Source organism: Microbacterium sp. SSM24 (genome assembly GCF_025989145.1).
GTDB lineage: Bacteria > Actinomycetota > Actinomycetes > Actinomycetales > Microbacteriaceae > Microbacterium.
On sequence record NZ_JAPDNQ010000001.1, the window covers coordinates 1,217,297 to 1,241,561 of the forward strand.

General features: G+C 70.0%; 15 protein-coding genes and 1 pseudogene. 10 read left to right on the forward strand and 6 right to left on the reverse strand.

The window, feature by feature from the left end; translation table 11 throughout:
- Positions 1 to 58: 58 nt before the first annotated feature.
- On the reverse strand, positions 59 to 3,538 hold the full coding sequence (locus OL358_RS05585; protein WP_264708950.1) for a S8 family serine peptidase: 3,480 nt from the start codon (positions 3,536 to 3,538) through the stop codon (positions 59 to 61).
- A gap of 237 nt (positions 3,539 to 3,775) precedes the next feature.
- On the opposite strand from OL358_RS05585, the gene OL358_RS05590 reads away from it, so the two are divergent.
- The 5 genes from OL358_RS05590 (at position 3,776) to OL358_RS05610 (ending at position 8,576) form a co-directional block, all read left to right on the forward strand.
- The gene (locus OL358_RS05590; protein ID WP_264708951.1) at positions 3,776 to 4,327 is read left to right on the forward strand and encodes an ECF transporter S component; all 552 of its coding nucleotides are present in this window, start codon (positions 3,776 to 3,778) and stop codon (positions 4,325 to 4,327) included.
- Between the two features lie 71 nt (positions 4,328 to 4,398).
- Positions 4,399 to 6,210, forward strand: a complete 1,812-nt coding sequence (locus OL358_RS05595) for an ABC transporter ATP-binding protein (protein ID WP_264708952.1) — start codon at positions 4,399 to 4,401, stop codon at positions 6,208 to 6,210.
- On the forward strand, positions 6,207 to 7,088 hold the full coding sequence (locus OL358_RS05600; protein WP_264708953.1) for an energy-coupling factor transporter transmembrane component T: 882 nt from the start codon (positions 6,207 to 6,209) through the stop codon (positions 7,086 to 7,088). Before OL358_RS05595 ends, OL358_RS05600 begins: the two co-directional genes overlap by 4 nt.
- Positions 7,089 to 7,131: 43 nt before the next feature.
- Complete coding sequence (locus OL358_RS05605; RefSeq protein WP_264708954.1) at positions 7,132 to 8,007, forward strand: siderophore-interacting protein; 876 nt, start codon at positions 7,132 to 7,134, stop codon at positions 8,005 to 8,007.
- Positions 8,004 to 8,576 (forward strand): ECF transporter S component, encoded by a 573-nt coding sequence (locus OL358_RS05610; protein ID WP_264708955.1) that lies wholly within the window; start codon positions 8,004 to 8,006, stop codon positions 8,574 to 8,576. Before OL358_RS05605 ends, OL358_RS05610 begins: the two co-directional genes overlap by 4 nt.
- Positions 8,577 to 8,824: 248 nt before the next feature.
- Here OL358_RS05610 and OL358_RS05615 read toward each other — a convergent pair whose 3' ends face one another.
- Both OL358_RS05615 and OL358_RS05620 read right to left on the reverse strand, forming a co-directional pair.
- Complete coding sequence (locus OL358_RS05615; protein ID WP_319805442.1) at positions 8,825 to 9,988, reverse strand: acyl-CoA dehydrogenase family protein; 1,164 nt, start codon at positions 9,986 to 9,988, stop codon at positions 8,825 to 8,827.
- Between the two features lie 185 nt (positions 9,989 to 10,173).
- Complete coding sequence (locus tag OL358_RS05620) at positions 10,174 to 11,319, reverse strand: M15 family metallopeptidase (RefSeq protein WP_264708957.1); 1,146 nt, start codon at positions 11,317 to 11,319, stop codon at positions 10,174 to 10,176.
- Positions 11,320 to 11,438: 119 nt separating this feature from the next.
- Here OL358_RS05620 and OL358_RS05625 point away from each other — a divergent pair, with 119 nt between their 5' ends.
- Positions 11,439 to 13,553 (forward strand): intein-containing Rv2578c family radical SAM protein, encoded by a 2,115-nt coding sequence (locus OL358_RS05625; RefSeq protein ID WP_264708958.1) that lies wholly within the window; start codon positions 11,439 to 11,441, stop codon positions 13,551 to 13,553.
- 5 nt (positions 13,554 to 13,558) lie between these two features.
- Here the strand turns inward: OL358_RS05625 and OL358_RS05630 are convergent, their stop codons facing one another.
- Entirely contained in the window at positions 13,559 to 14,458 is a 900-nt protein-coding gene (locus OL358_RS05630) for an alpha/beta fold hydrolase (RefSeq protein WP_264708959.1), read from the reverse strand.
- Positions 14,459 to 14,529: 71 nt separating this feature from the next.
- Between OL358_RS05630 and OL358_RS05635 the strand changes: the two genes are divergently transcribed.
- Complete coding sequence (locus OL358_RS05635) at positions 14,530 to 15,204, forward strand: TetR/AcrR family transcriptional regulator (RefSeq protein WP_264708960.1); 675 nt, start codon at positions 14,530 to 14,532, stop codon at positions 15,202 to 15,204.
- 187 nt (positions 15,205 to 15,391) lie between these two features.
- Here OL358_RS05635 and OL358_RS05640 read toward each other — a convergent pair whose 3' ends face one another.
- On the reverse strand, positions 15,392 to 17,497 hold the full coding sequence (locus tag OL358_RS05640) for a DEAD/DEAH box helicase (protein ID WP_264708961.1): 2,106 nt from the start codon (positions 17,495 to 17,497) through the stop codon (positions 15,392 to 15,394).
- Between the two features lie 544 nt (positions 17,498 to 18,041).
- On the opposite strand from OL358_RS05640, the pseudogene OL358_RS15850 reads away from it, so the two are divergent.
- From OL358_RS15850 to OL358_RS05655, 3 genes and pseudogenes are all read left to right on the forward strand, one after another.
- Positions 18,042 to 18,491, forward strand: a pseudogene (locus tag OL358_RS15850) (DUF998 domain-containing protein); the annotation flags it as partial.
- A 149-nt stretch (positions 18,492 to 18,640) separates the two neighbouring features.
- Complete coding sequence (locus OL358_RS05650) at positions 18,641 to 19,273, forward strand: antibiotic biosynthesis monooxygenase (protein WP_264708963.1); 633 nt, start codon at positions 18,641 to 18,643, stop codon at positions 19,271 to 19,273.
- Positions 19,274 to 19,331: 58 nt separating this feature from the next.
- Positions 19,332 to 20,408 carry a DUF998 domain-containing protein gene (locus tag OL358_RS05655; RefSeq protein WP_264708964.1) on the forward strand — a complete coding sequence of 359 codons (1,077 nt, stop codon included), beginning with the start codon at positions 19,332 to 19,334 and terminating at the stop codon, positions 20,406 to 20,408.
- Between the two features lie 69 nt (positions 20,409 to 20,477).
- On the opposite strand, the gene OL358_RS05660 is transcribed toward OL358_RS05655, so the two are convergent.
- Positions 20,478 to 24,170: an efflux RND transporter permease subunit gene (locus OL358_RS05660; RefSeq protein WP_264708965.1), complete on the reverse strand. Its 3,693-nt coding sequence runs from the start codon at positions 24,168 to 24,170 to the stop codon at positions 20,478 to 20,480.
- Positions 24,171 to 24,265 lie beyond the last annotated feature (95 nt).

The following is a 24,265-nucleotide window of genomic DNA, read 5'->3' on the forward strand; positions in this document are numbered from 1 at the left end:
CAGCGCCGCACGCACGGCGAAGGCGCCCGGGCCGAAGCCCGGACGCCTCCGCGTGCACTCAGCGGGTGACGAGGAAGCCCGACAGCCCGGCCGAGGCCTCGACCGTGGCGGAACCCGGGTACGCGGCCGTGACGACGCGGATGCCCTTGCTCTGCTTCGGCAGCGTGATCGTCACCGTCCCGCCGGCGAGCGTGCCCGAGTACTTCTTGGCGTTCACCCACACTGTCACCGTGCCTGCCGCTGCGGCCCCGCCCGAGGGCGTCACCTTGACGGTCACCTTGTAGTCCTGAGCCGAAGTGCCCACGTAGCGATTCATCGTCACGCTGGTCTTCGACGTGAACTTCACGAAGACACCGGCACTGTCGGCCGTGCCCACGTTCGCGTTGCCCGCCTGCGTCGCGGTGACCCGGACCGACAGCGTCGTCCCGGCATCCGTCTTGGTCACCTTGTACGACGTCGCCGTGGCACCCGCGATCGCCGCACCGTCACGCAGCCACTGGTACGTGATCGCCACGTCCTTCGGCGTCCAGGAGCCCGCCGTCGCCTTCAGCGTGGAGCCCACCTTGGGCGATCCGGTGATCTTCGGCAGCGCGGTGTTCACCGGAGCCGGGGCACCCGAGTCCACCGTCAGGATGGTCCGCACCGCCGAGTCGCCGTACTGCACGACGCCGTAGTAGCGGGTCTCCGCCTTCAGACCGGTCCACGACAGCTTGTACTTCGTCGGCGTGCTCTCGGTGACCGGGAGCGGGTTCGGAGTCGCCGTGAGCGCTCCCTCGCCCCCGGTGCCGACGACCGCCGTGGTGAGGTCCCACGTGAACGGGGCCGTGTGGTTGTACACGTGCGCCTCGACCAGGTAGAAGCCCTCGGTGGGGTCGTCGAGAACGACGGACTCGTCCGCCGAGCCGGAGGCCGACGACCACGTCTCGTAGTAGCGCAGGTCGGTCGGCGAGACCACCCGGTACACGAAGAGGTCGAGGTCCGAGCCCTCATCGTCCGACGAGTCGAGGTCGAAGCGTGCGAGCTTCGAGTCCGCCGGCACATCGACGATGTAGTACGAGTAGCCGTCCTCGTCACCCGTGTTCTCGTTGCCGGTGTGACCCGGGACCGGGTCGCCGTTCGGGAACAGCGGCTCCGTCTGCAGGGTCGCCGGAGCGAGGCCGCCGAGGTTCAGCGCGAGCTGCCCCGAGATGCCGGGCGTGATGGTCACGTCCGTGCTTCCGGTGATGCCCGTGCCGCTGGCGTTCTCCGGCGCGTCGGCGGTCACCGGGTAGACGGCGATCGGCGAGCGCACCGTCTCGGGACCGGTCCACGTCAGGAAGCCCGTCGCCCACTGCTCGGCCTCCGCGGTCGTCTTCGTGAACGTCACCGTGAAGGTTCCGGTCTGGCCCTCGGCGAGGGTCAGCGAAGCGGGCTGGACGACCGCCGTGAGACCCGGGACCGAAGCTGTCGCGGTGTAGGTGCCGGCAGTGGTCGCACGCACCGTGCGCGTCACCGTCTGCGGGCCCGAGAGCGAGCCGATGGCGATGGAGGCGAGGTTCAGGTCGCTGCCGTCGATCGGTTCGGACCCGGAGTCGTACAGACCCTTGCCCTGCAGGTACTGGAGCCACTGGACGGGGCCGTTGTCGTAGATCAGACCGGCGTCGAAGAAGCGCGTCGGGTCGACGTGACCCGCGCCCTGCGCGAACGGGTCGGCGTCGGCCGCTCCGGCGGCGTCGACCGTGTCGTACGCGGTCGTCATCATGGCCGACTTGATCTCACCGGGAGTGGCCAGCGGACGCTCGCCGAGGTACAGCGCGGCGAGTCCCGCCACCTGCGGCGACGACATCGACGTGCCGGACTTGAAGCCGAACGTCGGCGCCTCGCCTTCGGCGTTGTGCTCGGCCGCGAGGATCGCGACACCGGGCGCCGAGACATCCGGCTTGAGGATGTCGCTGCCGTCGGCCAGCATCGGTCCGCGGCTCGAGAACCCGGCGACCACCGGGGTGGGGGTCTCCTCGCCGGTCACGTTCGCGCCGACCAGCGTCGCCGTGGCACCCGCAGTGTTGCGCACGTAGTTCAGGAGCGCCGTGCGGTGCTGCGCGTCGATGTGAACGGTCGGCACCGAGTGGAAGTCGTTGTCGAGCGAACCCGCCGTGACGTTGACGAGGATCATTCCGACGCCGCCCGCAGCGGCGACCTCCTGCGACTTCTCCACGCGCGCGTTCGTGCCGCGGTCGCAGACGACGATCTTGCCCGCGACCTTCGCGGGGTCGAGCGTGCCGAGGAAGCACAGCGCGGCCTCGGCCGGGGCGGCCCCGGCCTTGGCGACATCACCGGAGTAGACCACCGGCGCGGTGACCGTCTCGCCGAACGGCACGGAGATCGATGCTCCCGCCACCTCGAACCCGTTGGGCAGCTGGACGGTGCCCTCGTAGGTGGGGATGGTCGAGGCGGCGACGGTGGTGTACCAGGGCGACGCGTGGTCGGCCGTGGATGCGCCGGGGCCGTCGTTGCCCGCGCTGACCGCGACGAAGATGCCCGCGGCCGCCGCGTTGAAGAACGCGGTGTCCTCGGTGGCGAACGTCGTCGTGGCGGCGCCGCCGCCGATCGAGTAGTTGATGACGTCGACACCGTCGCCTGCGGCGGCGTTGATGGCGGCCATCAGGTCGCTCAGGGCGCAGATGTCGTCGGTCGTGACGAGCTCGTCGGGTCCGACGAAGCAGGCCTTGTACGCGGCGACCTTGGCGGCCGGCGCGACACCCGAGATCGTGCCGAAGTCGATTCCCTCGACCGCGGCAGCGACGCCGTGGTTGCCCGCGGCGGTGCTGGCCGTGTGCGACCCGTGCCCGTCGGCGTCACGCGGCGACAGGTAGTCGGGGCCGAAGTCGAAGCCGGATGCCGCGGCACCGGCGCTGAAGTACTTCGCACCGATCAGCTTCGTCGAGTAGTCGTCGGCGCTCCACTGCTCGCCGGTCACGCGGGCGCTCTTGAAGACTCCGCCGTCCGCCTTGTTGAAGGTGACGGTGTTGCCGACGAGGTAGGGCTCCGCTCCGACGGTCGTGCCGAGGGGCGAGCCGGCGAACGAGGGGTTCTCGGGTGCGATGCCGGTGTCGACGACGCCGACGACGGTGCCCGCTCCTGCCGCGCCGATTCCGCCGACCGCTTCCCACACGCCGCCGGCGCCCTCGAGACCGAGGAACTCGGTCGATGACACGGCGTCGGGGTGGAGGATCTCATCCGGGACGACGGACTGCACACCGCGGTTGCCCGCGAGCTTGGCGGCCTGCCCCGCGGTGAGGTTGGCGGTGAAGGCGTTGAGGGTGATGGTCAGGTTTCCATCGGGGGTCACGCCCGCCTCGGCCGCGACGTCCTTCTGCCGGTCCTGCAGGAAGGCCGAGTACTGCTTGACGGCCTTCGACGAGGCGTCGAGCTTCGCACCGTCCTCGGGAGCCGTGGGCGCGAGGCCGGGCTCGCCGCCGTCGTACGTGGCGACAGGGGCCTCGTCGAGGAGGACGATGTAGCGTCCGGCCGGCAGATCGATGGGGATCGGGGCATTCACCTCCTCCGGCGCTGCTCCGAAACTGGCGGTAGCTGTTGTGCCGGTGAACAGTGCGGCGATTGTGATGACCGCTGCTGCTCTCGCGGAGGTGCGACCCATTGAGTCCTCCATGTCGTGTGCGGAGTGCGTTGCGCCACGCCGTCGTGGCGCAACAGGCTCAAAGGTAGCTGTGAATCTGCCCAACCCAGATAACGAACACATGAGAAAGGATCACCCGGCGGACACTACGCTGAACAGGTGGCCAACCCCTCCCGACTCTCGACGAGCGTTCTGCTCACCTGCGCCGCAATCGGGGTCGCGACGGGGGTTCTCGGGGGCCTGGCCGGATGGATCACACTGCCGCTCCTCGCGGCGGTGCCGGTGCTGTACGGATTCGTGCTCGGGGTCCATGTGCTTCCCGGCATCATCGCGCAGGAGGCGCTGCGCCTGCCGTGGGTCGCGCTGATCACGCACGGGATCGCGGCGCTCGTCGCGACGGCGATGGCGCCGATCTATGCGGGCCAGTTCTTCGGCACGGCACTGCTGTTCGGAGGGATCCAGGAACTGGTGGCCGCGCTCGTGCGATACCGCTCGTGGGCACCCTGGCGCTTCTTCGTCTCGGCGTTCGTCATCGGAATCGTGGTCGCGATGGCGGTGTTCTTCGCCGCCCACCTCGGCGCGATGCCGCTCTGGGCGCAGATCCTCTATCTCGTCCTGTCGCTCCTGGGACCGGTGGCCTGGACGGCCGTCGGCCTCGCGATCGGCCGAGCGCTCCGCCGCGCGGGTGTTCCGCGCCGCAGTCGCACCTGACTCGGCTTCTCGACGCGGTAAGGGTCTACTAAGTTAGGAGAGACTTAGTAGCCGCCTCACCTGGAAGTCCCGTGACCGCACCCGAGCGCGACCCTTCCGCCGCGCTCGCGGCGGACACCGCGGCGCCCCTCGTGCGGGTGCGCGGACTCGGAGTGACGCACGACGGCGAATCGGTCGCGGCTCCGGCATCCGTGACGTTCGACATCGCACCGGGCGAGGTCGTGCTCCTGCTCGGGCCGAGCGGCTCGGGCAAGTCCACGCTCACCCTCGCGCTCAACGGCCTCATCCCCCATGCCGTCCCCGCGGCGGTCGTCGGCTCCGTCGAGGTCGACGGCCTCGACACCGCGACCTCGACCGTGGCCGAGCTGAGCACGCGCGTCGCGATGGTGTTCCAGGATCCCGACGCGCAGCTCGTGACCGGCACGCTCCTGGATGAGGTCGCGTTCGGGCCGGAGAACCTGCGGATGCCGGTGGCCGAAGTCCTCTCGCGGGCCGAGGCCGCCCTGCGCCGCGTCGGTCTATGGGAGCGCCGCACCGAGAATCCCGACCGCCTGTCCGGCGGAGGTCGCCAGCGCCTGGCGATCGCGTGCGCCCTCGCGATGGGATCCCCGCTGCTCGTGCTGGACGAGCCGACCGCGAACCTCGACCCGCAGGGCATCGAAGAGGTCTACGCCGCGCTCGCCGACCTCGTCGCCTCCGGCGATCGGGCGATCCTCCTCGTCGAGCACAACCTCGACGCCGCCGTCGGCTTCGTCGATCGCGTCGTCGTGCTCGACCACGACGGGCACCTGGCCGCCGACGGCTCGGTCGACGACGTGCTCCGCGGCCGTGCCGACGACCTCCACGCGATGGGCGTGTGGCTGCCGGTGTCGACGATCGCCGCCCTGCGCCTTCGCCGCGCGGGATACGTGCTCGAGCCCCTCCCGCTCACACCGGTCGAGCTGCACGCCGCGCTCGAGGCCCAGCCCGCCCGTACCGTTCTCAGGACCGATCGCGGTCTCGGGGCGAGATCGGGCGAGAATCCCTCCGCGGAGACCGTCGATCCTGAGCACGGTACGGGCGCGGCATCCGCTCCGCTCATCTCCGTGCGCGGGCTCACCGTGCACCGGGGACGCACCGACGTGCTGCACGGCGTCGACCTCGACGTCGCGGCCGGCGAGTTCGTCGCGGTCGTGGGAGCGAACGGCGCGGGCAAGACCACGCTCATCCAGGCGCTGGCCGGCGTGATCCCGCCGCCCCGCGGCACCGTGCACGTCGGCGGACTCGACGTCGGCCGGTCGGACGCCCGCACGCTCTCCTCGCGCATCGGGTTCGTCTTCCAGAATCCGGAGCACCAGTTCATCGCGCACTCGGTGTTCGACGAGGTCGCGCACGGCCTGCGGCTGCAGCATCTCTCCGAAGCGGAGGTGCGTGAGCGCACGATCGCGCTGCTGCGCCGCTTCGGGCTGGAAGGACGCGCCGATGCGCACCCGTTCCTGCTCTCGGGCGGGCAGAAGCGCCGGCTCTCGGTCGGAACCGCGCTCGTCGCCGGAGCACCCGTGCTCGTGCTCGACGAGCCGACGTTCGGGCAGGACCGCGCACGTGCCGACGAACTGCTCGGACTCCTCGGCGAGCTCAACGCCGAGGGCACCACGGTGATCGTGGTCACGCACGACATGCAGCTGGTGACCGAGTACGCGCACCGCACTGTCGTGCTCGAGAACGGACGCGTCGCCGCGGCGGGCGAGACTGCGGACATCTTCGGCGACGTCGACCTGATCGAGCGCGCGGGCCTGCGGCTGCCGCCGCTGCGGCGCGCGCTGCACGACCTGGCGCGGCATCCGGAGCTCGCCTCGGTCGCCCGGCTCGCCGACCTTCCGGACGGAACGGAGGCGCCCGCATGACCTCCGCGTCCGCCACCGCACGGCGCGCACCCGTCGACCCCTACGCCGCCCAGACGCCCGCCGCGCCGGTGCGCTTCCTCTACGCGCTCAATCCGCTCGCGAAGCTCGGCGCGCCCCTTCCCGCGATGGTGCTGCTCGTCTTCGTGCGCGACGTCGCCACGCCGATCGCCTTCCTCGCGCTGAGCTACGCGATCCTGCTCGTCGGCGTGCGCTTCACAGCGCGGCTCGCCGCCGCGCTCGTGGCGCTGCCCGTCGCCGCCGCGGTGATCGGCGTCGGATTCTCGCTGTGGACGGACCCGTCCCGCGTCGACCAGTCCGTCGTCGTGCTGCAGCTCGGCGGCTGGACGCTCTACGGCGGCGCGCTCGAGGTGGGCCTGGCGACCGGTCTGCGTCTCGCGGCGATCGTCGCGCTCACACTCATCGCGGGTCTGTCCACGACCGGTCCGGACTTCGTGCGCGCGACGGTGCAGCAGCTGCGTGTGCCGTACCGGATCGGCTACACCGCGCTCGCGGCGTTCCGCTTCGTGCCGAGGTTCGGCCACGAGCTCGAGGTGATCCGCCAGGCCCACCGCGTGCGCGGGGCGCACGGGGGACGCGGTCCGTTCGCCGCGGTGGCGCGCTGGTTCGGCTACATCGTGCCGCTCATGGCGGGCGCGATCCGGCACGCCGAGCGGGTCGCTCTCGCGATGGATGCGCGCGCCTTCGGCGCCCACCCCGACCGCACCGAGCGCCACCTTGTCCCGTTCCGCGCCCGCGACGTCGTCTTCATCGTGCTGCTGTGGGCGGCGTCGGCGGCGATCTTCTGGGCAGCACTCCACGGGGCTCCGCCCCAAACCCCCGGCTTGCTGACGCACGCCCACCCCTGGGTTCCGGCGTAGGCCGGGCCGCAGCATCCGACTCCCCTACCCCGACGGAGGATCCATGGCACTGGCCAGCAGACTCGTGAAGCCCGAGACACAGGGGCTGGTGCACCTCACCGTGCTGCGGCGCGAACAGCTCTCGCCGCATTGGATGCGCGTGACCCTCGGTGGTGCCGAGATCGAGAGCTTCCGTGCGATGGGCTACGACCAGTGGTTCCGGCTGTTCCTGCCTCTCGGCGGCGACGAGGGGCTCGACCGTCTGCCCGCCAAGGCCAACAAGATGTTCGGCTATCTGCGCTACCTGCGGATCCCCGACGGCGTGCGTCCCGTCATGCGCAACTACACCGTGCGGGAGTACCGGTCCGCGACGGACGAGCGCGGCCCGGAGATCGACGTCGACTTCGTGCTGCACGGATCCGCGGAGGACGGCACCGCGGGCCCCGCGTCCCGCTGGGCGCAGACGTGCGAGCCGGGCGAGAGCGTCGTCGTGATCGACGAGGGCCTCGCCTTCAACCCGGAGCGCGGCACGGACCGCGTCGTTCTCGTCGCCGACGAGACCGGCCTTCCCGCCATCGCCGGGATCTGCGCGTCGCTCCCGTCGCACGCGTCGGGGCTGGCCGTGATCGAGGTGCCGTCCGCCGAAGACGCGCTCGAGTTCGCGCATCCGGCCGATGTGCACGTGCGGTGGATCGTGCGCGACCACGGCGTCAAGCCAGGCGCACTCGCCCTGAAGGCGCTGGGGGAGGCTTCGCTTCCGGATGCCCCGTTCCACGCATACCTGGTCGGCGAGCAGTCGCTGCCGACCGAGGGCCGCCGCCTGCTGGTGAACGAGCGGGGCGTCCCGAAGGAGCTGGTGAGCTTCTGCGGCTACTGGCGCGTCGGCACCGCGTCCCCCACTCCGAAGTCGCAGCTCGCCGCGACCGAGGTGCACTCGTGAGCCGGGTCGCGACGTCGTACCTGCTGACGTGCGCCGCGATCGGGGTGGCCGGCGGCGTGCTGCTGTGGGCGGCCGGATGGCTCTCGACCGTGCTGTTCGCGACCGTGCCGTTCGCCTCCGTGGCGCTCGCCGGGCTGTGGCTGCTGCCGGCCACGGTCGCCCTGCGCCTTCTCGAGCGGCCGCTCGCCGGCATCCTGGTGGGCGTGATCTCGGGACTCGTCGCCTTCCCGTTCTTCGGAGCCGCGGTGTGGTGGGCGCTGTTCGCCGAGATCCCGTTCATGCTCGCGATCTACCGCTCGTGGCGCACCTGGCAGTTCTACGCCGGCGCCGTGTTCGTGGGCATCGTGTACCCGATCGCCGCCGCCGTGTCGTTCGACCTGTGGACGATGCCGGCCTGGGCGGTGGTCGCGTTCTTCGCGCTGACGATCGTCGGATGCCTCGTGGGCGTCGCTCTCGGCATCCTGATCGCCGATCAGCTCAAGCGTGCCGGCGTCGCGCGCCTCGCGCGTCGGCGCGGGCTCGCTTCGCGCGGCCTCGGTGCCGGTGCGGGTCCGTCCGGCCAGCACTGACCCGGGCGCTGAAGACGACGGTTGCAGATCGGCTCGCGCTGCCTCTTCCTGCGAGCGCTGCGCAGATACACGCCGCAGTCGCAGGTAACAGCAGCGCTCGCGTCGCGAACAGCCCCGAACGACGGTCCCCACGCCCCCTCCAGACGCCGCTGGCGCGTCGCCCGGAGCCTCGGGGCGCGTGGGCCGAGCCGCGACCCCGCGCCCTCGGAGGGGCGGGGTCGCGGCATCCGGACCCGCGCGGGTGCTGACTACTTCTTGCCGACGATCTGACGGCTCACGAGATCGCGCATGATCTCGTTCGTGCCGCCGTAGATGCGGTGCACGCGCGCGTCGAGGTACGCGCGGGCGATCGGGTACTCGGTGATGTAGCCGTAGCCGCCGTGCAGCTGCACACCGACATCGAGCAGCTCCGCCTCGCGGTCGGTCGACCAGAACTTGACCTTCGCGGCCTCCTCGGCCGTGAGCTTCTCGTCTTTGTAGAGCATCATCGCGCGGTCGTTGTACGCCCAGACGACGTCGACCGTCGTCGCCATGTCGGCGAGCTGGAAGCGCGTGTTCTGGAAGTCGGCGATGCGCTGGCCGAAGGCCTCGCGGCTGAGCACGTAGTCGCGCGTCCATACGAAGGCGGCCTCGCACGCGGCCGCCGCCGCGACGCCGATCGACAGACGCTCGAGGGGCAGGTTCATCATGAGCTGGATGAAGCCGAGACCCTCCTTGCCGCCGATGAGGTTCGCGTCGGGAACGAAGACGTCGACGAACGAGAGCTCGGCGGTGTCCCAGCCGTGGAAGCCCATCTTCTCGAGCTTCTTGCTGTGGTCGAAGCCCTCCATGCCGTCTTCGAGGATCAGCAGGCTGAAGGCATCCGGCCGATTTCCCTCACCGGTCTTCACGAACGTCACCACGATGTCGGCGGTCTTGCCCGACGAGATGAAGGTCTTCGCACCGTTGACGATGTAGCCGCCGTCGACCTTCTTGGCGGTGGTCTTGATGCCGCGCAGGTCGGAGCCCGCACCGGGCTCGGTCATCGCGAGCGCGCCGAGGACCTCGCCGGTCGCCATCCCGGGGAGCCACTTCTCCTTCTGCTCCTGCGTGCCCATGTGCACGATGTAGGGCACGGCGAGGTCGTCCTGGATGCCGAGCGCGCCGGCGAGAGAGCCGAGTCCCGCGCCGATGGTCTCCTCGAGCACGACCGAGCGGAAGCGGTAGTCCTGCAGCATGCCGGCGCCGCCGAACTCCTCGGGCACCGACAGGCCGATGATGCCGGCCTCGCCGGCCGCGAGCATCGTGGCCCGGTCGACTTCGCCGTCGGCGTCCCACTGCCTGCGCTTCTCGTCGGTCGCGTAGCGCTTGATGAACTCCTTGACGACGTCGCGGAACGCCTCGTGGTCCTCGTCGTAGATGTCGCGCTCCATGTGCGCCTCCCTCTCGTCTTCGAGCGGACGCCCGCGCCGTCGATACGGCGTGGACACGGGCGACCCCTCCTCGAATCCTAAGGGTGAGGTCCGACTTCGCCGGCCGCGATGTGGGATCGGATCCTAAAGTCCCTGGAACTCAGTACCGCGATTTGTCGGATGCCTCCAGCCGGGCATCCGCGCACTCAGCCGACGTAGGCGGGCGCGGGCGGAAGGCCGAAGAACTCCTCGAGCGAGGTCCAGCCGCCGTCGTGGTAGGCACGGGCGAGCTCCGGTCCGATGTAGCGCAGATGCCACGGCTCGGGCAGGTACCCGGTCACGTCCGTCGCGCCGTCGACGTAGCGGACGATCCAGCCGTACTCCCACGAGTGCGCCTCGACCCACTCCCCCTGCGCGGAGCCCGCGAGGTCGTCGAGGGTTCCGCACGGTCCGGCGCAGGGCACGACGTCTCCGCTCAATCCGGACTGGTGCTCGCTGTACCCGGGTCGGGCGCTGACGAGATCGGCGCCCTCCACGCCGCGCGCATCGACGTGGCGGCCGTAGGTCGCCATCTGCGAGTTGAAGGACCGGAAGCCGCTCAGGAGGGCGATCTCGCCGACGCCGGCCTCGCGCGCGCCGGTCACCATCGCGGTGAGGGCGCCCGAGGCATCCGCCCGCAGTGATCCGCCCTCGAGGCTGCGCACGCCCTCGGGGAACATCATGTCGGCCGGCCAGTAGTCCACGGGGTCGAACTGGAGGGTCTTGTTGATGACGACCCAGAGCCGTGTCGGGTCGGTGAGGTCGACGCAGGGCGCAGCGCCTCCGGCAACGGCGATGCGGAACCACTCGGCACCGCCGGCCGCCTCGATCGCACCGGCGTCGTCGCTCGCCTCGAGAGCGGCGATCACGGCCGGATCGGCGCAGATGTCCGTCGACACCGGCGTCTGCTCGACGGTCGGGACGGGAAGCTCCGACACGGGCGGCGGAGCGGCGGCCACGTGCGCGGCGGCCGCGGCGGAGTCATCGGGCGCTGCGCCGGACACCATGCCCGTGACGGCCGCGGCCGCGCCGACGAGCAGCGCGCCGGCGGCGACGACAGCGGCGATCACGCCGACGCGAGCGATCCTGCGCGGGCGGGCGTGCCGGGTCGGGCCGTCCGCTTCCCCCGGTGCGGGCGTCGCACCTCGCGCCCGCGACGTGGCCGCAGCATCCGCGCCGACGAGATCGTCGGGAAGCACGAACGGGGAGAACGACGTCGAATCCGTCGTGCGGGCACGCCGATCACCCTCGTCGCGCAGGGCTCTCGCGGCGCGACGAGACAGGGGGGAGTCGGGCGGTCCGGGGGCCGTCACAGGTCACATTCTGGACCCTGCACCGGCGAGACGCCGAATGGCGCGGCATCCCTCATCGTTTTTCCTACTCTCCGACTCTCGTGGTTGACAGAGTATCGAACATCTGTTCCCATAGAGTCATGCGGTGGCAGGGGCAGGAACTGGGGGTGGCGGATGCCGCGGCCCTGCCCGGTCTCGAGCACCTCAACGGTCTCGTCCGATCGGTGACCACGCCCGACTTCGCGGGCGTCACGTTCCATGAGGTGCTGTGCAAGTCCGCGCTCAACCACGTTCCCGGCGCCTCCGCGATGCCGTTCGACTGGACCGTGAACCCCTACCGCGGCTGCAGTCATGCCTGCGTTTATTGCCTGCATCCCGACACCGCGATCCTGATGGCCGACGGACGCACGAAGCTCCTCCGCGAGATCAGCGTGGGCGATGTGGTCGTCGGCACCCGTCGCGACGGCGCATACCGGCGCTACACGCCCTCGGTCGTGGCGGCGAAGTGGGGAACGCGCAAGCCCGCGTATCGCGTCACCCTCAGCGACGGGACCGAGATCGTTGCCAGCGGCGACCATCGCTTCCTGACCGATCGCGGGTGGAAGTACGTCCAGCCGGCTCAGAGCGGTCAGCGCCCCTTCCTGACGTTGAACAACCGTCTGCTCGGGTTCGGCACGGGAGGTGCGCCGACTGCGCCGGCGGAGACATCGGACTACCGCACCGGTTATCTGTGCGGCATGGTCCGCGGCGACGGCATGATGCTCCGCCGGGACTACCCGCGAACGAACGGCGGGAGCTACACGGCGTACATGTTCCGCCTCGCGCTCGCCGATCGTGAGGCGCTCGACCGATCGCACGCCTACCTGACGGCCGCCGGGGTCACACTGCGATCGCACTCGTTCGCCGCCGCGACGCCCACCCGGCGCGCGATGGACGCGATTCTGTCGTCACGGCGAGCCGACCACGAGCTCATCACCTCGATCGTGGAGTGGCCGACCACGCCCTCGCTGGAGTGGTCACGCGGATTCCTGGCCGGCGTCTTCGATGCGGAGGGCAGTTGCAGTCGCGGCATCCTCCGCATCTCGAACAAGAGCCCGCGGGTGCTTCTCGCCATCACCGCGGCCTTCCGCGCGCACGGGTTCGAGTTCGCCACTGAGCCGGCGCGTGAGAACGGGGTCGTCAGCATCCGGCTCACAGGGGGGCTGTCGGCGAGGCGTCGATTCTTCGACCTGACCCAGCCCGCCATCACACGCACGCTCGACATGATCGGCGCGGCGGTGAAGACCACGACCCCGCTGCACGTCATTGCGATCGAGGAGCTCGGCGCGACCATCGACATGATCGACATCACGACATCGACGGGCGACTTCGTGGCGAACGGGGTGATCAGTCACAACTGCTTCGCCCGGGGAACGCACGAGTACCTCGAACTCGACGCAGGGCGCGACTTCGACTCACAGGTCGTCGTCAAGATCAACGTGGCCGACGTGCTGGGGCGGGAACTCCGGCGCGGCACCTGGACGCGGCAGCCGGTCATGCTCGGCACGAACACCGATCCGTACCAGCGCGCTGAGGGCCGCTACAAGCTCATGCCCGGCATCATCGGCGCCCTGACCGAGTCGGGCACGCCGTTCTCGATCCTCACGAAGGGCACGCTGCTGCGGCGCGATCTGCGGCTGCTGACGGACGCCGCGCACCACGTCGACGTGTCGCTCGCGATGTCGATCGCGGTGTTCGACGAGACCCTCCAGCACCTGATCGAGCCGGGCACGCCGACGGCGGCCGCCCGGCTCGACACAGTGCGCGCGGCGACCGAAGCAGGATTCCGCGTCACGGTCTTCCTCATGCCGATCATTCCGCACCTCACCGACTCGATCGCGGCGATCGACGAGGCGCTCACCCGCATCAGAGCCGCCGGCGCGGTGCGGGTGGTCTACGGGGCGCTGCACCTGCGTCCCGGCGCGAAGCAGTGGTTCATGGAGTGGCTCGCGAGGGAGCATCCGGAACTCATGTCGTCGTACCTCGGCCTCTACCCCGGCGCGTCGACCACGGCGCCGAAGGCCTACCGGGCGTGGCTCGCCAAGCGCGTGCGGCCGCTGCTGCGCGTCCACGGTCTCGACGGCCGCGCCGAAGACGATCACCCGCGGGGTACTCCGGTGTCCGGACTCGCCGCGCGCGCGGATGCCCGGGCTGCGGGTGTCGTCACGACCTCACGCGGCCGAGCTGCGGCATCCGGTGAGCCACGGCTGTTCTGAACGGATCAGTTCGCCGCGCGCACGGTGTGCGGCTGCAGGATCGTCGACCGCTCCCCGACGAATGCCACGATCGCGTCGAGCACCGGATCGGCGGTCAGCACCAGGTTGTGCCCGAACCCCCTCGTCGTCACGGTGCGGGCCGTCGGCTGGGCGGCGGCGATGCGCGCGAGTTCGCCGAACGGCACGATGCGATCGCCCTCGTCGTGCACCGCGAGCAGCGGCATCGACGGCGGAAGTGCTCGCCGCAGCGGCGACAACCGCGCGAAAGGATCGCTCTCACCGGGGAAGTAGCGTGCGGCGAACCGCTCGCGGAGTGCGGCGGAGGTGCGCTCGTCGTACCCGAGCATCGTCCGAAACTGCGCCAGCAGCAGATCGGCGTCACCGGGCGCGGCGATCGTCACCACCCGGTCGGCCTGCACGCCCTCCGCGATCGCGACGAGGGTCGCCAGCCCGCCGAAGGAGTGGCCGATCACCGAGTGGATCCGCCCGTGGCTGCGCTGCAGCGCAGCGAGCGCGTCGATCCAGTCCACGAGATACGTCCCGCGGCCGTCCGACTCGCCGTGTGCGGGCGCGTCGAACGCCACGACGTGCCAGCCGTCCGACACCAGTTCGCGCACGAGCGTCGCGAACTGCGAGGCGCGGCCGTTCCAGCCGTGGGCGAGCACGACGAGGTTCGTCCCGTGCCCCCATTCGTAGACGGCGAGGTCGACGCCGCGCCGATCCACGCCGGGGATGCGGATCGCCGACCGCCGCGCCACCTCCATCGTCGAGCGGTCGTCCGGATGCACCGGACGCGGACGCGCGACGTGCGCGAAGAGCGGCAGCGCGAGGGCCGCGCCCCAGCGAGGCGACAGCCGCCCGGCGGTGCGAACCATCTGTCCGGCGGTGGCGAGAACGAGATCCATGACGGCTCCGATGCAAGGTTTACGTACGATCGTTCGTTTTAATACGAACGATCGTACGGTAACCTCGTCCCATGACGCAAGAGCTCCGCGACGGCCGCCGCGCCCGTGGCGACGAATCGCGCCGCGTGATCCTGGCCCACGCGATCGACGCCGCCTCGGTCGACGGACTCGAGGGGCTCACGATCGGGCGGCTGGCGGATGCCGCGGGGCACAGCAAAAGCGGAGTGGCGACCCTGTTCGGCTCGAAGGAGCAGCTGCAGCTCGCGACGGTCGCCGCCGCGCGCGACGTATTCGTCGAACGCGTCGTCGCACCGGCCCGCGCCGAATCCGAACGGGGTCTGAGCCGCGTCTGCGCACTCATCTCGTCGTGGCTCGCGTACTCCTCCGGGCGTGTCTTCCGCGGTGGATGCTTCTTCGCGGCGACGTCGGTCGAGTTCGACTCACGGCCCGGCCCGGTGCGCGATGCCGTCATGGCCGCCTCGACCGCCTGGGAGGACTACCTGACCGCCTCGATCGAGCACGCGATGGCCGCCGGCGAGCTCCCCGGTCTGGATGACGCTCGGCAGCTCACGTTCGAGATCGTCTCGTTCCTCGAGGCGGCGAACACGCGATCGCTCCTCCACGGCAGCGCCGAGCCGTACGACCGCGCCGCGACGGCGCTGCGCGCCCGACTGCTGTCGCTCGGCGCCGATGCCGACGCGGTCTCTCGGATCGGTGGCACTCACGCCGAAGTGCCCCACCTGTGAGGCGTCGACGTTCGCGCAAGGGAGCTGGCGCGGGATCGTCGATTCGGTCGCGCGGCAAGCATCGTGTGGGTCGCCGTCCTCGGAAGTCTGGATGGTGCCCATGTCGTTGTCCGGCGTCGCTGTCGGACACCACTCGAAACGGCCGCCGGCGATCCGAGGATCGCGGGCGGCCGTTGCGGGAGAGACGTCAGGCGTCGACGTTCGCGAGCTGACGCCCGGTCAGCTCCTCGATCACGTCGTCGCCCGGCGCGGCATCCTCGAACGGCGCGTCGATCTCGGCACGGTCCAGCAGCTCCGTCATGCGGCGGCGACGCTGGCGGGTGATGAGCGTCACCACCGTGCCCGAGCGCCCGGCGCGGCCGGTGCGGCCCGAGCGGTGGAGGTACGTCTTGTACTCATCGGGCGCGTCGGCCTGCACCACCAGATCGATGTCGTCGACGTGGATGCCGCGCGCGGCGACGTCCGTCGCCACCAGCACGTGCACCCGGCCGGAGGTCATCTTCTCGAGGTTGCGCGTGCGCTTGGCCTGGTTGAGGTCACCGTGGAGCGCGAGTGCCGAGATTCCGGCGTCGTCGAACTGCTCGGCGAGCATCTCGGCATACGCGCGGGTGCGGGCGAACACGAGCGTCTTGCCGTCGCGGTCGACCAGCGACGTCAGGATCTCGGCCTTGTCGCGGTGCTCGATGACCAGCACGCGGTGATCGATCGTGCCCGAGTCCTGGTCTTCACCGGCGACCTCGTACACGGACGGGTCGACGAGGAACTCGTCCACGAGCGCGGCGACCTCGCGGTCGAGCGTCGCGGAGAACAGGAGCTTCTGGCTGCCCTCGGCCGTCAGGCGGAGGATCCGCTGCACGGGCTCGAGGAACCCCAGCTCGCACATGTGGTCGGCCTCGTCCAGTACCGCGATGCGGATCTGGGAGAGGTCGAGCTTGCCCTGCTTGACGAGGTCCTCGATGCGGCCAGGAGTGCCGATGATGATGTCGACGCCCTTGCGGAGCGCGCCCACCTGACGACCCTGCGGCACGCCGCCGTAGATCTGGGTGGTGAACAGGCCGACACTGCGGGCGATCGGCTGGATCGTGCGGTCGATCTGCAGCGCGAGTTCCCGGGTCGGCGCGAGGATGAGTGCCTTCGGCGCACGGGCGAACTCACGACGCTGGCCCGCCTGCGACTGCAGGATGCTCTCGACGAGAGGGGCGCCGAACGCGATCGTCTTGCCCGAACCGGTGCGACCGCGCGCCAGCACGTCCTTGCCCTCGAGGATCGGGGGGATGGTCGCCGCCTGGATCGGGAACGGCGTCGCCGCACCGAGCTCGGCGAGCGTGCGGACGATGTTCTCGCCCAGTCCGAGGTCGGCGAAGGTCACATTCGCGACCTCGCCGGCCTGCACGGCCTCGGCCTGCAGACGCTCGTGGACGACGTCGACGTGCGCCTCGTGCGCTGCCGACCGCGCGGGGGCGTTCCCGTCCGAGCGCGCGGGCCGGTCATCGCGGCGGGGACGATCGTCGCGACGCGGGCGGTCATCACGCCGGGGGCGGTCATCGAAGGAACGTGCAGGACGGTCATCACGCCGGGGGCGGTCATCGAAGGAACGCGCCGGACGGTCATCCCGACGGGGACGGTCATCGAACGAACGCGCCGGACGGTCATCCCGACGGGGACGGTCATCGAACGAACGCGCCGGACGCTCGTCGCGACGGTACGACGGGCGGGCGTCACCGAACGAGCGGCGGTCGTCGCGATCGACGCGATCGAGATGTGCGGGACGGGCGGGGCGGTCCCCGTACGAGCGACCGGCCCGGTCGTCCTGCGATCGGGCCGGACGGTCATCCCGACGCGGACGGTCTTCAAACGAACGCGCCGGACGGTCATCCCGACGCGGACGGTCATCGAACGAACGCGCCGGACGGTCATCCCGACGGGGACGGTCATCGAACGAACGCGCCGGCCGGTCATCCCGACGCGGCCGGTCATCAAACGAACGCGCGGGACGGTCATCCCGACGCGGCCGGTCATCGAACGAACGGCGGTCGTCGCGGCCCTGGCCGTGGGCGCGGATGCCACGCGACTCGTCGCGGCCGACGCGCTCCTGCGCCGTCCAGCGTCGCTTGGGGGCGGCATCCGTCGACTCGGGGCGGTGACCGCGGTGACCGGCGCTCTTGCTGCCGGGCGTGCCGGCGGACGATTCGCCCGGACGGCGCTTGCGGTCCTGGAAGTTCGTCTTGGCGCCGTAACGGGGATCGAAGTTCTTGGCGGGACGACCGCCGGCGGGCTTCTTGTTCTTGGGCACGGTGTGTGTCCTTCTGGGTTGTTCTCGTGAGAACAGCGCTCCGCGATCGCACGCATGCGACGCCGCGCGTAAGCGGCAAGGGAGAGACCCGGACTATCGTCGGCCGGGGGCCATTCAGATGATGGTCGTCGAGACGGATGCGTCTCCACCATCGGCCCCTTGGACTCACAAACCCATCCGCGCAGCGCGGTGTCCAGAGCCGACGCGTCAACAATAGCGGGGCATCCTGTGAACCGGCTCATGCCTGATTTCGGATACGCCCTGGGTGTTTACATCATTGGCGCGTTATCATGCTGGCAGCGGCAATACCGCTGATCTGGGGATCGCGTCCGCAAAGAGCTCGACGATTCCCGAAGTAATCGACGAGGGGGGTCGGCGACTTCGGGGTTCGCCGCACCTGAAGAACGTGAGTCCGTTGACCCTCCTCGCCCCTCCCGAACGCCCGAGCGTCACCCCGAACGCCCCCGCGTCCGAGCCGCGACATCGGGCTCGTCACCATGCCCACCGCACGAGGCACCACGCCCATCACTTCAGCCACGGGGCGATGGCCGCGCTTGCCGCCGGGGTGATCATCGCGATCCTCACGACACGAGACCCGCTGTGGTGGCAGTTGCACTTCTCCCGGCTCGGGAGCTTCGACGATCTGTCCGGACACGTCTTCAACGGCACGGCGATCGTATCGGGTTTTCTGCTCGCTACGTACGGTGTTCTCGCCGTCACCGTACTCCCCACGACAACCGGACGCCGCACCGCGCGCGCCTTCCGCGTGTCGGTCGTATCCGCCGGTCTGCATCTGACCGTCGTCGGCCTCATTCCCATCCCGGTGAGCACCGTCATGCACGATATCGCGGCCGCCGGGCTCGGCCTGTCGCTGCTCGCGATCGTCGCGACGAGCCTCGGGATCCCCGGCTTCAGCAAGCGATTCCGGGCGGCGTCGGCGCTGTGCGTCGTCCTGCTCGCGACGGGCATGGTCCTGCTCACGGCCGGCTTCATCACGCTCGCGTGCTTCGAGTTCTTCGGCTTCGCGTCGGTCGGCGCCTGGCTGAGCGTGCTCCCCCGCACCCTCGCCGCCTGCCCCGATTCACCCGCTCACCATCGCTCCGAAGAGGCGGCCGCCACCGATCGCAACGTCGATCGTGTGGAATGGATGTCATGGCAGAACCCGTGGCCCACCCCATCACCGTTGCGATCGAACGACGCATCGACCCGGATCGCACCGTCGAGGCGACCAGTTGGATGCAGGCCGGCACAGATCTCGCGACCGGCTTCGCGGGTTTCCTCGGCTCGGGCTGGGTCCGCGCCGGCGAAGGCAGCGACCTCTGGTACATGCTCTACCGGTTCAGCGACATCCCGACCCTCGAAGCGTGGGAGCAATCGCCCCAGCGGTCGTGGTGGCTCGACTCGGGGCGTGCCTTCGCGAGCGAAGTCCGCGTCGAGCGCCGCACCGGCATCGAAGGCTGGTTCGACGCTCCCTTCGCGACACACGTCGAGACTCGCCCCCTCGGACAAGCGGATGCCGCAACCCCGACCGGTCCGATTCAGCAGCCGATTCCCGCAGCGCCGCCCCGCTGGAAGCAGGCCGTCACGATCTGGCTCGGCTTCTTCCCCACGAATCTCCTCGCGTCGTGGCTTCTCGGCTTCGTCCCGGGTTTCACCGAGTGGCCGCTCGTTCTCCGCGTCCTTCTCGCGACAGTCCTCCTGACGCCGGTCATGACCTATCTGGTGCTCCCGTGGGTGACACGGATGCTGCGCCCCTGGCTCCAGCGCACGCCCTGACGGCCTCCCGGTGAGCGCGTCGCGCGGACGCGGCATCCGCCGGTCCTACACTGGCGCCATGACCTCGCCCAGCGCTGGGACCCTGCCCGACGGAACTCCGGCGCCGACGCGCCGCGTCGAGTCCGAGGCGGTGTATCTCGCCTTCGCCGGCGGCGCCCTCGGCGCGCTCTACGGCCTCATCGTGGCGCTCGTCACGGCGACCCTCACCCTCACCGACGAGAACCCGTTCGCGCTGTGGGCGGCGCTCGGCGCAGCCGTGGTCGCGGCCGTGGCATCCACCGTCGGATACTGGCGCGCGCGTGGCCGTCCCGGCCAGGAGTGGCGCCGCACCCTGGCGCCCTGGAAATTCACGGTCAACACGATCTCGGTCGTCATCGTGCACACGGCGCTCGCCTTCCTGGCCACGTACGCGCTCTACCGGGTGCTGGGGCTGGGCTTCATCGGGCTCCCGGTGATCCCCTTCTGGGCGGTCGTGCTGATGGCTGTCACGCTCGGCCTGTCCACCTACATCGTGTACCTGTCGGCGTCGAGCATGACGACGCAGCGGATGTCGTCGCTGCTGATGGCGTTCATCGTCATCGGCACGCTCACGGCGATGGTGACGACGCCCGACCCGGAATGGTGGAAGGTCCACTTCAGCCATCTCGGCTCCTTCGACGCGCTGTCGAGCTGGGTCTTCAACGGCACCCTCATCGCGGGCGGCCTGCTCGTCACGACGTTCGCGGTGTATATCGCGAACGACATGGACCAGCGCGTCGAGGCGGGTGTGCTCACGAACCCGCGCGGCGCCCGCGTCGTGCCCGTGCTGTTCGTCGTGATGGGCATCATGCTCGCGTGCGTCGGGATCTTCCCCGTCGACGTGAACCTCGCCCTCCACAACATCTCGGCGTCGGGCATGGCCGCGATGTTCATCGTGCTGCTCGTGAGCGGCCCCACCCTGCTGCGGGGGATGCCGCGCTCCTACTTCGTCGCGTCCTGGTCGTTCTTCGCTGCGACCATCGCGTCGGTGATCCTCTTCATCCCCGCGGTCGGCTACTTCTCGCTCACCGCGTTCGAGATCATCGTGTTCGCGCTGATCTTCGGCTGGATCGCCGTGTTCATCCGGTTCCTCGAGGCGTCCGGCCGCACCGACTGACCCCCACCGCCCCTCGCCGCCGACGTCCTCGTCGCGGCGGCGGGATTCATCTGCACGAAAGGCGAGCGGTCACTCTCGGTGGTCGTCCGGGTCGTGGTCGGATGCCTCGGCGTCGGCCTCGGCGTCGGCCTCCGGATCTGCCGGCTCGCCCTCGAGCGGCGCGGCATCCGTCTCCGCCACCTCGATGTCGGGGCCCTCGTCGACCACCGGCACCGTGACCTCGGCCTCCGGATCTGCCGGCTCGTCCGCGGCAACCTCGGAGTCGTTCGGGGCAACCTCGGAGTCGGCCACCGTGTCCGACACCTCGATGTCGGGACCCTCGTCGATCGCAGGCGCATCCTCGAGCTCGACGGCGGGCGCGGCATCCGTCTCAGCCACCTCGATATCGGGACCTTCCTCGATCGCCGGCACCTCGGCCTCGACCGCGGCGACGGCCTCGGTCTCGACCTCGACGGGCGCGGCATCCGCTTCCGTCACCGACTCAGCCACTTCGATATCGGGACCCTCGTCGATCGCCGGCACGTCGACCTCGGCCACCGCGACGGCGGTGCCGCCGGACTCGAGCAGGCGGCGCTCACGACGACTCAGGACCGGCGCGGCGACGGCGAGCGCGGGCTCGGGCGCGTCGGGCGCGGGGCCGCCGGCCAGCACGGCACCGCCGTCGCCGTGGCGCCGGGCGATCCGGCGCTCCTTGGCACCCTCGACGAGGTTGTAGAGGGTGGGCAGGACGAGGAGCGTCAGCACCGTCGAAGACACCAGGCCGCCGATGACGACGATCGCGAGCGGCTGCGAGATGAAGCCGCCCTGACCGGTGATGCCGAGCGCCATGGGCGTCAGCGCGAAGATCGTCGCGAGCGCCGTCATCAGGATCGGACGGAGTCGGCGTGAGCCACCCGCCACCGTCGCGTCGTGCGCCGACAGACCCTTCTCGCGGTACTGGTTCACGAGGTCGACGAGCACGATCGCGTTCGTCACCACGATGCCGATCAGCATCAGCACGCCGATGAGCGACGCGACACCGAGCGGCACGCCCGTGATGATCTGCAGCAGGATCGCGCCGGTCGCCGCGAACGGCACCGAGATCAGGAGCAGAAGGGGCTGTCGCAGCGACTTGAAGGTCGCGACCATGACGATGTAGACGATGAGGATCGCCGCGAGCAGAGCGAGGCCGAGCTGCGAGAAGGCGTCCTGCTGCTGCGTCACGACGCCGCCCAGCGCGGCGTCGGCGGACGCGGGCAGGTCGGCGTCGGCGAGAGCCGTCGTGACCGAGGCCGTCGCGGTCTGGAGGTTGTCGGTCGACGGGGACACCGTGACGGTCGACGTGCGCTGGCCGCCCTCGGTGGTGATCGAGGTGGGGCCTTCGCTCTGCTCGACCGTCGCGACGTCCTCGAGGGCGATCGGGCCTGCGGCGCTCGGCACCTGCAGCTGGCGCAGCTCGTCGAGCGACGCCGGCGTCTCCGACGCCGCAAGGTACACGGTGAGGGATGTGTCGTCGATCTCGACGGAGCCGATCGACTGGGGCTGCATGGTGTTCGACACCAGCGCGCCGACCGCGACCTCCGACAGACCCAGTTCCGCGGCCTTGTCACGGTCCACCGTCACCGCGATGTACGGCAGCGACGCCGACAGGTTGCTCGTGACCTGACCGACCCCTTCGGCGCCCTCGACGGCCGCGATGACGGCATCCGTCGCGGTCTGCAGCGTGTCGGAGTCCGGCGCCGTGACGTCGATGGCGATGTCGGTCGACCCGAAGCCTCCGCCACCGGCGGCCACCGAGATCTCGCCGGCGTCGTCGAGCTCGCCGACGGCCGCCTGCACCTCTTCCCGCAGGGCGACCTGGTCGACGCCCGGGTCGGTCGTGATCGAGTACGTGATGCCGCTGCCACCGCCCGAGAAGGCGTCGCGCAGCGCGGATCCGCTCGAGCCGATCGACACCTGCACGGTCTCGATTCCGTCGATGCCGAGCAGCACCTCCTCGACCTCCTCCGCCGCGGCGCTCTCGGCGTCGAGCGACGGAGCCGGCCCGATGTCCTGCGTCATCGTGAACGTGTTCTGACCCGAGTCGCCCAGGAAGTTGGTCTTCAGGAAGCCCTGGTTGATGCCCGCCCAGGCCAGCACTACCGTGCCCACGAGAACGAACACCGCCAAGCACACCGTGGTCCACGAGTGCTTGAGGGTCCAGCGCACGATCGGCAGGTAGGACTTCTGCAGGCGGCTCGGCGGCGCGGACGCATCCTCGGGATCGATCGCGGCGCCCGCGGCGTCGAGGATCTGCTTGCCGGGCTTGAGGAACCAGTACGCGAGGACCGGCACGATCGTGAGTGCGACGAACAGCGACGCCGTCATGGCGATCGTCACGGTCAGCGCGAACGGGCGGAACAGCTCGCCCGTGACGTCGCCGACGAACGCGATCGGCAGGAACACCGCGACCGTGACGATGGTCGACGAGGTGATCGCCGAGGCGACCTCGCGCACACCGCGGAGGATCGCCGTCTTCTTGTCGGCGTCGCCGACGTAGTGCCGCTTGATGTTCTCGATGACGACGATGGAGTCGTCGACCACGCGCCCGATCGCGATCGTGATCGCACCCAGGGTGAGGATGTTGAGCGAGTAGCCGAAGACCTGCAGGCCGATGAAGGTGATGAGGATGCTCGTCGGGATCGAGATCGCCGCGACCAGCGTCGAGCGCACCGACAGCAGGAACGCGAAGATCACCAGCACGGCGAAGAGGAGCCCGAGCAGGCCCTCCTTCGCCAGGGTGTCGATCGACTCCTGGATGTACGGGGCCTGATCGAACACAACCGTGAACTCCGCGCCGTCGAGGGACTGCTCGAGGTCGGGCAGCGTCTCGAGCACGCCGCGCGAGACGTCCACCGTGTTGGCTGCGGGAAGCTTGGTGACCGCGATCGTCAGCGCCGGCTCGCCGTTGACGCGCGAGATCGTGGTGATCGGGTCCGGCTCTTCGGCGACGGTGGCGACATCCGCGATCGTCTTCGGTCCTGCGGCGAACTGATCGGCCGTCGACGGGACGAGCGGCAGCGCCCCGATCTCGTCGACCGATGCGATCTTCGACCCGGTCTGCACCGTGAGGGTCTCATCGCCCTCGGTGATCTCGCCACCGGGGAACAGCACGCCGTTCTGGTCGAGCGCGTCGCGGATGGCCTGCTGCGTGAAGCCAGCCGCCGCGAGGGCCTCCTGGTCGGGCGTGATGGTGACCCGTTGGCCGACACCGCCGACGATCTGCGCCGCGTTGACGCCCGCGACGTCCTCGAGATCCGGAATGACGGATGCCTCGAGCTGAGCCTGGATCGTCTCCTGGTCGTCGAAACCGGTCACGGCCAGTTGGATCACCGGGAAGTCGTCGATGCTCGCGGAGATGACGTTCGGCTCGACGCCGTCGGGCAGCTGCGACGAGATGCGGTTGATCGCCTGCGTCATCTTCTGCTCGGCGGTCGCGAGGTCGGTGCCGTACGTGAACGACGCCTGCACGATCGAGGCGTTCGTGGTGCTGGTGGCCGTGGTCGACTCGAGACCGGGCACGCCCTGGATCGCTGTCTCGATCGGCACCGACACGTCGTTGCTCACGACCTCGGGCGAGGCTCCCGGGTACGTCGAGACGACGATGAGCGTCGGGAACTCGATCGACGGGATGAGCTCCTGCTTGAGGTTCGTGAGAGCGAGCCCGCCGAAGATCGCGGCGACGATCGTGATGAGCGCGATCAGCGCGCGGTTCTTGAGGCTGAGGACGGCGAGGTTCGACACAGATGCCTTCGAAGGAATGGGGCGGTCGGCTGCACGCGGAGCGGCGCGCCGATACGGAGATGTATCGGGTTCAGTATCTCATCCGGTGCGCGGAT

Bases quoted from the DNA above. Each gene is read 5' to 3' on its own strand.
- OL358_RS05600 (WP_264708953.1), top strand. From the start codon at position 6,207: ATGACCTCCGCGTCCGCCACCGCACGGCGCGCACCCGTCGACCCCTAC.
- OL358_RS05605 (WP_264708954.1), top strand. From the start codon at position 7,132: ATGGCACTGGCCAGCAGACTCGTGAAGCCCGAGACACAGGGGCTGGTG.
- OL358_RS05615 (WP_319805442.1), bottom strand. From the start codon at position 9,988: ATGGAGCGCGACATCTACGACGAGGACCACGAGGCGTTCCGCGACGTC.
- OL358_RS05625 (WP_264708958.1), top strand. From the start codon at position 11,439: ATGCGGTGGCAGGGGCAGGAACTGGGGGTGGCGGATGCCGCGGCCCTG.
- OL358_RS05630 (WP_264708959.1), bottom strand. From the start codon at position 14,458: ATGGATCTCGTTCTCGCCACCGCCGGACAGATGGTTCGCACCGCCGGG.
- OL358_RS05635 (WP_264708960.1), top strand. From the start codon at position 14,530: ATGACGCAAGAGCTCCGCGACGGCCGCCGCGCCCGTGGCGACGAATCG.
- OL358_RS05650 (WP_264708963.1), top strand. From the start codon at position 18,641: ATGGATGTCATGGCAGAACCCGTGGCCCACCCCATCACCGTTGCGATC.
- OL358_RS05655 (WP_264708964.1), top strand. From the start codon at position 19,332: ATGACCTCGCCCAGCGCTGGGACCCTGCCCGACGGAACTCCGGCGCCG.